Below are 11,133 nucleotides of genomic sequence, written 5' to 3'. Positions count from 1 at the left end.
ACGCAGCGGTGTGAGACGGGCATTCTTATGGATGTTCATTCGGATCCTCCGATGGATGCTGAAGCGTGGTAACTCCAGTCTCCTCGGTCCGGTCCGAATGGACAACCTCCCGAAAGCTCACAGCTAGAAGACCCGCCCGACATCCATTTTCGAGCATCACTTTGCCTCAGTAACCGCCGGTCTCGCCAACTCCTCTGAATGCACCGCAGGCGCGGCCATTGGCGCCGCCTGCTCCATTTTCACGTGTTCTTCAGGCGGCGGTTCGAGACCGGTTTGGCATTGCTGAACCGCCGTCGAGTGCTATCGCGCCGACGCTTGATTTCCAGACAACACAGTCTTTCGCCACGCCCTGCCCATGAAGGGCATCTCGGACATTGCCGGCCTGACGGACTTCCCGACGGGAAGGGCCTACCGGCATGTCTTCTACCTTGCGTGTCCTCTGGACGATCGCGCCCGCAATCGCGCCACGACCTTTCATCAACTGCAACCGCTGCGGCGGCTTCAGACCATACAAATGCAGCGAGAAATTCCGCGTCAATGCCAATGGCAAGCGCATCGACGTCTGGCTGATCTATCGCTGCAGCGGCTGCGAAAACTCCTGGAATTTCACCATCCTGGAACGACAAAACCGCCACGATATCGAGCCGGCGCTGCTGGCAGCGCTCGAAAGCAACGATCCGGCGCTTGCGCGCCGCCATGCCTTTGATGCCGCCCCGCTGCGCAACCGAGCCGGACGGGTCGAGGAATCTCCCGATGTCACGGTTCGAAAGGAGCCGCTCGACGGAGAGCCGGGACACGCCAACGCCCTCGCGCTCGAGCTTCGGCTGGAGGGGACGACGCCTTTGCGGCTGGACCGCCTGCTTGCCGGCGAGCTCGGCCTTTCGCGGTCAAGACTCCAGGCCCTGGACGACCGAAGGCGACTGACCATGGAACCGGATGGCGCGAAAGCCTTGCGCAAGCCGGTTCGGGACGGCCTGGCGGTGCGCATCGGTCTAGCCGACGAGGCGGATTGCCGCGCCATCCTGTCGGCCGCGTGCCGCTGAAACGAAAAGAGGGAGCACACGCTCCCTCTTCGAACCTTTGGCTGAAAGCTTATGCCGCGCCCATCACCTTGGCGGCCTTCTCGAAACGCTTGCGCTCGTTCGGGTCGAGATAGAGCTTGCGCAGCCGGATGGTCTTCGGCGTCACCTCGACCAGCTCGTCGTCCTGGATCCAGGCGAGAGCCCGCTCCAGCGTCATGCGGATCGGCGGCGTCAGCTTCACCGCCTCGTCCTTGCCGGCGGCGCGGATGTTGGTGAGCTTCTTGCCCTTGAGCACATTCACTTCGAGGTCGTTGTCGCGCGAATGGATGCCGATGATCATGCCCTGATAGACCTTGACGCCCGGATCGATGATCATCGGGCCGCGGTCTTCCAGGTTCCACATGGCGTAGGCGACCGACTCGCCCTGCTCGTTGGAGATCAAGACGCCATTGGTGCGGCCGGGCAGCTCGCCCTTGTAAGGCTCATAGGCGAAGAACAGCCGGTTCATCACCGCGGTGCCGCGCGTGTCGGTCAACAGTTCCGACTGGTAGCCGATCAGGCCGCGCGTCGGCGCATGGAAGACGAGGCGCTGGCGATTGCCGCCGGACGGACGCAGCTCGACCATCTCGGCCTTGCGCTCCGACATTTTTTGCACGACGACGCCGGCATGCTCCTCGTCGACGTCGATGACGACTTCCTCGACCGGCTCCAGCAATTCGCCGTTCTCGCCCTTCTGCATGACGACGCGCGGACGCGACACGGCAAGCTCGAAGCCTTCGCGGCGCATCGTCTCGATCAGCACCGCGAGCTGCAATTCGCCGCGGCCGGACACGAAGAAGGAGTCCTTTTCGGCCGATTCCTCGATCTTCAGCGCGACATTGCCCTCGGCCTCGCGCAGCAGGCGGTCGCGGATGACGCGGCTGGTCACCTTATCGCCCTCGGTGCCGGCAAGCGGGCTGTCATTGACGAGGAAGGACATGGTGACCGTCGGCGGGTCGATCGGCTGCGCATGCAGCGGCTCGCTCACCTGCGGGTCGCAGAACGTGTCGGCGACGGTGCCTTTGGACAGGCCGGCGATGGCGACAATGTCTCCGGCCTGGGCTTCGTCGATCGGCTGGCGCTCGAGGCCGCGGAAGGCAAGAATTTTTGAGACGCGGCCGGTTTCGATCTGGGTGCCGTCATGATGCAGCACCTTGACCGGCTGGTTGGCCTTCAGCGTGCCGGACTCGATGCGGCCGGTGATGATGCGGCCAAGGAACGGATTGGCTTCCAGGATGGTGCCGATCATCCGGAACGGGCCTGGATGGACCGTCGGCGCCGGCACGTGCTTGACGACGAGGTCGAACAGCGGCGCCAGGCCCTGGTCCTTCGGACCTTTGGGGTTTTCCGACACCCAGCCATCGCGGCCCGAGCCGTAGAGGATCGGGAAATCGAGCTGCTCGTCGGTGGCGTCAAGCGCGGCGAAGAGGTCGAACACCTCGTTGACCACCTCGACATGACGGGCGTCCGGACGGTCGATCTTGTTGATGACGACGATGGGCCGCAAGCCCACCTTAAGCGCCTTGCCGACGACGAACTTGGTCTGCGGCATAGGTCCTTCGGCGGCGTCGACGAGCACGATCGCCGAATCCACCATCGACAGGATGCGCTCCACCTCGCCGCCGAAATCGGCGTGTCCGGGCGTGTCGACGATGTTGATGCGGGTGCCGTGCCAGTCGACCGAGGTCGCCTTGGCCAGGATGGTGATGCCCCGCTCTTTTTCGAGGTCGTTGGAATCCATGGCGCGTTCGGCGACGCGCTGGTTGTCGCGGAAGGCTCCGGACTGTTTCAGAAGCTGATCGACCAGCGTGGTTTTGCCATGGTCGACGTGCGCGATGATCGCGATATTTCGGAGGTTCATTTTTCTGGTCTCGGGAACGTTGCAGGCGGCAGGCTTAACAAGCGCCGCCTTTTTCGGTTGCGCGGCTCATACAAGGTTTTTCGCATTTGCGAAAGGGGAGGCCCGACCCCAAATAATGGTCACTGATTCTTAAACGTCTTGGTGTGAAATGATTCTGTTAACCAAGGCGGAACCTTTGAGGGGCCGGGCGATTTCATGTTCATGACCGATCAGATGTCCAGATTGCGTCCGGTTTTCGCGTGGGCGGCGCTTGGCCTGCTCGTCGCGGCGGGCGCCGCGCAGTCCGCGGCTGCGCTCAGGCAAGCCGATCCGATCTCGCCGCCCGATGCCCAAACGGCGCAGCAGATGTTCGCCGATGCCCCCGACGGCGTCGACCCGATCGTCACCGGCCCGGTCAGCGCCGCCTTCAAGCAGCGCCAGAAGGATGCCAATTGCGACACCGCGGTCTGGCCGAACATTCCGCGCGCTTGTTATCCGGATTGACGCTCTCAATACCGCAAACGTAGCGATCCTTCGCGCCCCCTGTCCTACCGGACATCTCCCCCACTTGAGTCCCACTTGATGGAGTTGGCTGTCGCGTTTGATTTCGCCAATCGCCGACGTTGCCGAAGGAGCGAGGCGCCAAAGCTGCTGATCTCCCCCCAAGTGGGGGAGATGGCCGGCAGGTCAGAGGGGGGCGCTGTCCCGCCGACGGTTCCAACTTTCACTTCAAGCCGATCGCACCGGGTCCAGCGTCACCTTGTAAAGCTCGTTGTCGTCGCGATCCATCAGCCGCACCGTGAGCTGCTCCGTCGCACCCGAAATATCGACCAGCCCGAAGAACTGCAGGCCGGCCGACGGCGGCAGGTTCTGGCCCTGCTCGGCGGTCGGCGCCTTGATGAATTTCAGCTCCGGCCCGAAGGTCATGTCGAGGTCGTTGGGGCCGAAGGTGCCGGCATGGATCGGGCCGGACACGAATTCCCAGAACGGATTGAAATCCTGGAACTGCGCCTTGCCGGGGTTGTAGTAATGCGCCGCCGTGTAGTGCACGTCGGCGGTGAGCCAGACGGTGTTGGTGATGCCGGCAGTCTTGATGAAGCGCAGCACATCGGCGAATTCGAGCTCGCGCCCCTTCGGCTTGCCGTTGTCGTTGTTGCTGACGGCCTCGAAGCCGGCCTTCTTCGCCGCGTCGTCCCAGACGACGAGGCCGAGCGGCATGTCGGCGGCGATGACCTTCCACGTCGCCTTCGAGTTTGCCAGCTCGCGCTTCAGCCACTTGGACTGCTCTTCGCCGATCATGCGCGACTTCGGCGTCAGCGTTTCATCCAGGTTGGCGCCGTTCGGGCCGCGATAGGAGCGCATGTCGAGGAAGAACACGTCGAGCAGCGGCCCATGCGAGATCTTGCGGTAGACGCGGCCCGGCTCCGACGGCTCGTAACGGATGGTGGTCATCTCATGGAAGGCGCGCGCGGCCCTGGCCGCCAGCACATGGATCGACTTTTCCTTGTAGCGGTCGTCCTTGCTGAGGTCCTTCGAGTCCGACCAGTTGTTGAGCACCTCGTGGTCGTCCCATTGGTAGAAGGTCGGGCAGATGGCCGAGAGGGCAAGCACATGCTTGTCCATCATGTTGTATTTCCACTGGTCGCGATATTCGTCCAGCGTCTCGGCGACCTTGCGCTTGCCGTCGAGCATGACAACGTTCTTCCACTTGCCGCCGCCGGGCAGGTCGACCTCGTCCTTCAGCGCGCCGTCGGCATAGATCGTGTCGCCCGAATGCAGGAAGAAGTCCGGCGTGTGCTTGGCGATGGTCGAATAGGTCTTCATGCCGGTCTCGTCGATGCCCCAGCCCTGGCCGGCGGTGTCGCCTGACCAGGCGAAGCGCACGTCGCGCTTCGAGGACGGCGCGGTGCGGAAACGGCCGACGATCGGCTCGGAGACGGCGTTGATGTCGGACAGGTCGGCCGCGATCATGCGGTAGAAGATGTCCTGGTCGGAGGCGAGATCGGTGAGCAGCCGCTTCACCGTGCAGTCGCTGGCCGGCGACGTATCGAGCGGCGCGAGCCTTGTGGCGTTTGCAAAACTTTCGGTGGTCGACACTTCATACATAACGCGCGCGGGCCGGTCGGTGCGCGTCCACACCATGCCGGACGTGGCGTCGACGTCGCCGGACTGCACGCCATGCGTGAAGGCCGGCCGCTGGCTGGCGCGGGAATAATAGGGCAGCGCCAGACCGGAGGCGCCGACAAGGCCGAAGGCGCTGGCCGAGGTGACGAAAGCGCGGCGGGTAAGGGAAAGCTTGTCCATGGCTGTCTCCGGATGGCTTTGAACGGGACCGCCAAGCTCTCGCCTCAATGTTTCAGGCGTGTCTCGGAACCATGAAGTTTTGATAACAGTCGACAGAACTGCTGATCTCCCCCCTTGTGGGGAAGATGGCCGGCAGGCCAGAGGGGGGCGCGAAGGATCGCCAACTTCTCAGGAACGGCCTGTTCGAGCTTCTGGCCGACGGCTTTGATTGGCTGCAATTCAACTGACAAGTCGGCGGGACAGCGCCCCCCTCTGCCCTGCCGGGCATCTCCCCCACAAGGGGTGAGATTGGCAGCTCAAGCCGCCTGCGGCTCCGGCTCGAATGCCGGCTTGGTCGTATTGATCAGCAGCGAGATACAGGCCGCCGCGATGCCCGTCATGCCGGCGATCAGGAAGGCCAGTTCGTAATTGCCCTGCAACTCGCGCATCGTGCCGCCGAAGGCTGCAGCCGCCGCTGCGCCCACTTGGTGGCCGGCGACGATCCAGCCGAACACGATCGGCCCGCTACGGTCGCCGAAGGCTTCGTTGGCGAGCCGGAGCGTCGGCGGCACGGTGGCGATCCAGTCGAGCCCGTAGAGCACGGCGAAGATGATCAGGCTGGTCGCCGAGAAGCCGGAATAAGGCAGATAGATCAGCGACAGGCCGCGCACGGCATAGTAGACGCCGAGCAGCTTGCGCGGATCGAAACGGTCGGTGAGCCAGCCGGACAGGGTGGTGCCGATCAGGTCGAAAATACCCATCATCGACAACAGCCCGGCCGCCTGCACCTCCCCGATGCCCATGTCGCCGCAAAAGGCGATAAGATGCGTGCCGACGAGGCCGTTGGTGGTGAAGCCGCAGACGAAGAAGGTGGCGAAGAGATACCAGAACACCCGTGTGCCGGCGGCGCGGCGCAGCGTGTTCAGCGTATGCGCCAGGAAATTGCCCTGCGATGCGGGCGACACCGGCGGCACGTCGTCGGCATCGGCGCCATAGCGCACCTGACCGATCGAGGCCGGGCGTTCCGGCACCAGCAGAAAGACCAGCGGCACGAGAGCAGCGGTGGCGATCGCGATCGCTATGGCGACTGGCTTCCAACCTCCCGACTGGGCCAGCGAGGCAAGCAGCGGCAAGAACACCAGCAGGCCGGTAGCGCTGGAGGCGGACATCAACCCCATCACCAGGCCGCGATTGGTCTTGAACCAACGGTTGACGATTGTTGCGCCGAGCACGGTCGCGACCGCGCCCGAACCGATGCCTGAAAACACTCCCCAGGTGATCAGCAGATGCCACGGCTTGGTCATCAGCAGGCTGAGCGCGGTGGAGCCCGACATGATCATCAGCGCGGCAAGCAGCGTGCGGCGCAGCCCGATCCGCTCCATCAACGCCGCGGCAAACGGTCCGGTCAGACCATAGAGGAAGATGCCAATCGCGGCAGCCAGCGAGACGATGTCGCGCCGCCAGCCGAAGCTCTCTTCCAGCGGCAGCATCATGACTGACGGCGCTGAACGAAGCCCTGCTGCAATCAAAAGACAAAGAAAGATGACCGCGACAACGACGAAGGCGTAGCGCTGGCCAAACGGACGGGATTGAGCTATCATGTTACTGACCGGTACGTTGCAATGGGATGGCACCATACATACGTACCGGTCAGTAACATTGTCAAGCGAGTCGTCTGCATGCCATCGGACAATAAAATTGAAGCGTCGTTGAACACGGCCCCCGCCCCGAGGGCCGCCGACAAGATTCTCGACGTGGCGCGCGACCTGTTCTACCGCGAGGGCATCAGGGCGATCGGCGTCGACGAGATCGTCAGGCGCGCCGGCGTCACAAAGCCCAGCCTCTATCGCAGTTTCCCGTCCAAGGATGAGCTCGCCGCCTCCTATCTGCGCAAATACGACCTCGAATTCTGGGAACGCTTCGACGAGGCGGTGGACGCACATCCCGGCAATCAGCGCGCCCAGATCATCGCCTTCCTGACCCGCGTCGGCAAACGCACGCAAAAGCCGGACTATCGCGGCTGCGGCATGACCAACGCGGCGGTGGAATATCCTGAGCGTGGTCACCCGGCCCGCATCGTCAGCGAAAACAACAAGCAGGAATTGCGCCGGCGCCTGCGCGCCATGGCCGCCGCGATGGGTGCGGCGGATTCCGACACGCTGGGCGACGGGCTGCTGCTGCTCATCGAGGGCGCCTATATCAGCGGCCAGCTTTTCGGCCATGGCGGACCGGCGGCGTCGGTCGCCCGCAACGCCGACCTCTTGATCGAAGCCAGCTTGAAGAAATAGCGGACGGCGTTACGCTTCCGGCAGCTCGAAACGGAGTTGCCATCGATGCGTGCCCTTCTGATCCCGCTTGCGCTTGCCGGTTTCTGCCAGGCGGCCCAGGCCGGCGACATCTCCAGCGCCTACACCGATCTCGATTCGAAGAAGGACTGCGTGACCTATGCCCAGGCCGCGGAAGGCGACGGCGACTGGGCGAGCCTCGTCTGCTCAGGCTATCGCGGCTACCCGGTGCTGATCGGCTACGACGACGCGCGCGAATCCGTCTATTACGGCTTTCCGTCCGACGACATGACCGCGGTCTGGGAGAGCTTCACTGCCTTCAACGGCTCAGGCCCGAAAGTGGAATGGCGCATCGAGACCAATGGCGACATCGCCATCCCTTTCGCCGCCATCCATCGCCGCTCGGTCAGCAACCCCGAGGACGACAAGGAATCGACCGACGTGCTGGTCGTCGCCAAGGTCGCGCAACCGGAAGAGCATCAGGGCTGCACCGTCGGCCTGGTTTTGGCCACCGGCAACCCACAGGCCAACGATCAGGCGCGCAAGCTGGCGGATGAGAAAGCCAAGACCTTCGTCTGCGGCAAGGACAAGCGCGAAGTGATCGGCGACGTGCCGCCCTTCGGCCGGGTGGATAACTAGTGGCGCTGCACAGGGCTTTTGAAAGTTTGTCTTGGTGTCGATTTTCCGCCGCCCGTGAAAATCAGCGCAAACGCCGGGGATTGGCTGCAGCCGCCCCAACTTCGTCATTCTATGGCGGAGCAAGGAGCGATGCGACGCGGCGCAGACCATAGAATCCATGCCGTTATGCAGGCGCGCCTCTCACGGTGCAGAATTCTGCTCCGCTGCGCTCTTGGATCAAGGTAACGGCATGGATTCCAGGGTCTTCGCGACGGAGCTTCGCTCCTGCTCCGCCCTGGAATGACGATCGCGATGGACGTTTCTGCCAATCTCCAACGCATACCGCCTGCCAACGCAAAACGCAGCCAACCTTTCAAAATCCCTTTGTCGGGAAACCAGCCGCTCTCAACTAACCATTGCGCCAAGTCTGGTTCGGGTTTCCATTCACGGGCCGGCCTAGTAAACCCGTGTTCCGATTGCAGCCGGTCTCGGGAGGTTCCGCTTGTCCAGTTCTGTCAGCGTCACGAATGACAACGGCGTGGCGGTGGTCACCATCGACAATCCGCCGGTCAATGCGCTGAGTTTTCATGTCCGCAAGCCGCTCTATGAGGCGCTTGCCGCGCTACGCGACGATCCTGCCGCCAAGGCGATCGTCATAGCCTGCGCCGGGCGCACTTTCGTCGCCGGCGCAGACATCACCGAATTCGGCAAGCCGGTCCAGCAGCCGGAACTACGCGCCATCATCGCCTTGCTTGAAACGATTCCCAAGCCGACAGTTGCCGCCATCCACGGCACGGCGCTCGGCGGCGGGCTGGAACTGGCGCTCGGCTGCCATTTCCGCATCGCCGATCGCGGCGCCAAGCTCGGCCTGCCCGAAGTAAAACTCGGTCTCTTGCCGGGCGGCGGCGGCACGGTGCGGCTGCCGCGCCTTGTGGGCGCCGCGAAGGCGCTCGCCATGATCGTTTCCGGAACGCCGATTTCGGCCGGCGAGGCGAAGGCGGGGCTTGTCGACGCGGTCGTCGACCGCGATCTGCCGGCGGAGGCCGTTCGTTTCGCCCACGAAATGACTAACCGAGGCGGCCCCTTCGTGCCGGTGCGTGAGCGCAAGGACCGCCTCGCCGAGACCGATCTTGCCACCTTCGACGCCCAGGCCGCTGACCTCGCCAGGAAGGCGCGCGGCCTCGAAGCGCCAATCGCCTGCGCCGAGGCCGTGCGCAACGCCATCACCTTGTCTTTCGACGCAGCGCTTGCCGCCGAACGGCAGCTTTTCCAAAAGCTCGTTGCCGGCGATCAGTCGCGCGCGCAGCGGCATCTGTTCTTCGCCGAGCGCGAGGCGGCGAAGGTGCCCGGCAAGGACCTGCAGAAGCGTCGGCTCGAACGCGTCGGCATAATCGGCGCCGGCACGATGGGCGGCGGCATCGCCATGGCCTTCGCCAATGGCGGCCTGCCGGTGACCTTGCTCGAGACCAGCGATGAGGCGCTGGGGCGCGGGCTGGCGACGATCGAGAAGAACTATGCCGTATCGGTCAGCCGCGGTTCTTTGACGGAGGAGGCCAAGCAGAAGCGCCTCGAACTGTTCAAGGGCAGCACCGACTATGCCGACCTTGCCGATTGCGACCTGATCATCGAGGCCGTGTTCGAGGACATGGTCGTCAAGCAGGAGGTGTTCGGCAAGCTCGATACCATCGCCAGGCCCGGCGCCATCCTCGCCACCAACACCTCCTATCTCGACGTGAACGAAATCGCCGCCTCGACGTCACGGCCGCAAGACGTGCTCGGCATGCATTTCTTTTCGCCGGCTAACATCATGAAGCTCCTGGAGATCGTGCGAGCCGAAAAGACCGCGCCCGAGGTGCTGGCGACGGTCACTGATCTCGCCCGGCGCATCGGCAAGGTCGCGGTCGTCGTCGGCGTCTGCCACGGTTTTGTCGGCAACCGGATGCTGTCCGCGCGCGGGGCGGAGAACGAAGCGCTGCTGCTGGAAGGTGCCACCCCTGCCCAGGTCGACAAGGCATTCACCGATTTCGGCTGGCCGATGGGACCGTTCCAGATGGGCGACCTCGCCGGCCTCGACATCGGCTGGCGCAACCGCAAGGCGCGTGGCCAGACGGCGGTGATTGCTGATACGCTGTGCGAACAGGGTCACTTCGGTCAGAAGACCGGAAGTGGGTGGTACCGCTATGAGAGCGGCGCGCGGGAGCCGGTCGCGGACCCGGATGTGGAGGCACTGATCCGCGCCAAGGCGGCGGAGCTTGGAATTGCCCGGCGTGAGATCGGCGCGGAGGAAATCATCGAGCGCACGCTTTATCCCTTGGTCAACGAAGGTGCGCGGATTCTCGAGGAGGGGGTAGCAGCCCGCGCGTCCGACATCGATGTCGTCTGGGTCAACGGCTACGGCTTTCCCATCGGCAAGGGCGGACCGATGTTCTGGGCCGGGCTTGCGGGCGCGGGCAAGATCGTCGAGCGCCTGGAGTATTGGCACCGGCGGACCGGACGGGCGATTTTCGAGCCGGCGCCGGCGTTGAAAAGGTTTGCCGAGACGGGATCGTGGGAGGGCGCGGGCGGCGCCCCGTAACTTCGTCATTCCAGGGCGAAGCGAAGCGTAGACCCTGGAATCCATGCCGGAACTTCAAGCGAAGAATGCGACGGTGCAGAACAGGCATTGGCGCAGCCGTTGCTGGTTCTGCGCCGTTGAGGAGCGGATCCTCGGGTCTGCGCGCGTCGCTTCGCTCCTTGCCCCGCCCGTGGATGACGAACGCGAAAGCGCAACCAAATTTGACCATGTGGACAAATCTCACCCACCGTTCCATAGTCCCCGGCGTCTGACATTTTTGGAACGGCCGGCTCGACACGGCTGTCGAACAGAGGGGCACTTCATGGAAAACGACCGTAGCAAAACGCAACGCGCCGGCCTGTCGCGGCGCAACCTGCTGGAACTTGGCGCGCTCGGCCTCGCGGCCACCGTGCTGCCCAGCGCGGCCTTCGCCAAGGACAAGAAGCTGAAGGTGGCGGCGATCTTCGCCACGCCGATCGAGGAGCCGTGGGA

At 63.9% G+C, this 11,133-nt stretch carries 8 protein-coding genes; 5 read left to right on the top strand and 3 right to left on the bottom strand.

From position 1 onward, the window contains the following. The first annotated feature begins 416 nt into the window (after nucleotides 1–416). A complete protein-coding gene (locus EOA24_RS14320; RefSeq protein ID WP_126080550.1) occupies nucleotides 417–1,043 on the top strand; it encodes a DUF1062 domain-containing protein in 627 nt (208 codons plus the stop codon). Between the two features lie 49 nt (nucleotides 1,044–1,092). On the opposite strand, the gene typA is transcribed toward EOA24_RS14320, so the two are convergent. After that, on the bottom strand, nucleotides 1,093–2,922 hold the full coding sequence (gene typA, locus EOA24_RS14315; RefSeq protein WP_126080549.1) for a translational GTPase TypA: 1,830 nt from the start codon (nucleotides 2,920–2,922) through the stop codon (nucleotides 1,093–1,095). Between the two features lie 201 nt (nucleotides 2,923–3,123). Between typA and EOA24_RS14310 the strand changes: the two genes are divergently transcribed. Beyond that, nucleotides 3,124–3,405 (top strand): hypothetical protein, encoded by a 282-nt coding sequence (locus EOA24_RS14310; RefSeq protein ID WP_126083653.1) that lies wholly within the window; start codon nucleotides 3,124–3,126, stop codon nucleotides 3,403–3,405. 225 nt (nucleotides 3,406–3,630) lie between these two features. Here EOA24_RS14310 and EOA24_RS14300 read toward each other — a convergent pair whose 3' ends face one another. Both EOA24_RS14300 and EOA24_RS14295 read right to left on the bottom strand, forming a co-directional pair. Beyond that, complete coding sequence (locus tag EOA24_RS14300) at nucleotides 3,631–5,205, bottom strand: alkaline phosphatase (RefSeq protein ID WP_126080548.1); 1,575 nt, start codon at nucleotides 5,203–5,205, stop codon at nucleotides 3,631–3,633. A 296-nt stretch (nucleotides 5,206–5,501) separates the two neighbouring features. Beyond that, nucleotides 5,502–6,785: an MFS transporter gene (locus EOA24_RS14295; RefSeq protein ID WP_126080547.1), complete on the bottom strand. Its 1,284-nt coding sequence runs from the start codon at nucleotides 6,783–6,785 to the stop codon at nucleotides 5,502–5,504. A 78-nt stretch (nucleotides 6,786–6,863) separates the two neighbouring features. Between EOA24_RS14295 and EOA24_RS14290 the strand changes: the two genes are divergently transcribed. From EOA24_RS14290 to EOA24_RS14280, 3 genes are all read left to right on the top strand, one after another. Then, complete coding sequence (locus tag EOA24_RS14290; protein WP_126080546.1) at nucleotides 6,864–7,472, top strand: TetR/AcrR family transcriptional regulator; 609 nt, start codon at nucleotides 6,864–6,866, stop codon at nucleotides 7,470–7,472. Nucleotides 7,473–7,517: 45 nt separating this feature from the next. Continuing rightward, nucleotides 7,518–8,108, top strand: a complete 591-nt coding sequence (locus tag EOA24_RS14285) for a hypothetical protein (protein ID WP_126080545.1) — start codon at nucleotides 7,518–7,520, stop codon at nucleotides 8,106–8,108. Between the two features lie 481 nt (nucleotides 8,109–8,589). Continuing rightward, nucleotides 8,590–10,662, top strand: a complete 2,073-nt coding sequence (locus tag EOA24_RS14280; protein WP_126080544.1) for a 3-hydroxyacyl-CoA dehydrogenase NAD-binding domain-containing protein — start codon at nucleotides 8,590–8,592, stop codon at nucleotides 10,660–10,662. The last annotated feature ends 471 nt before the right edge of the window (nucleotides 10,663–11,133 follow it).

It is taken from the genome of Mesorhizobium sp. M2A.F.Ca.ET.039.01.1.1 (assembly GCF_003998035.1).
Classification (GTDB): Bacteria; Pseudomonadota; Alphaproteobacteria; order Rhizobiales; family Rhizobiaceae; genus Mesorhizobium.
Note: the sequence above shows the minus strand (reverse complement) of the source record. Positions and strands in the feature narration are given on the sequence as shown.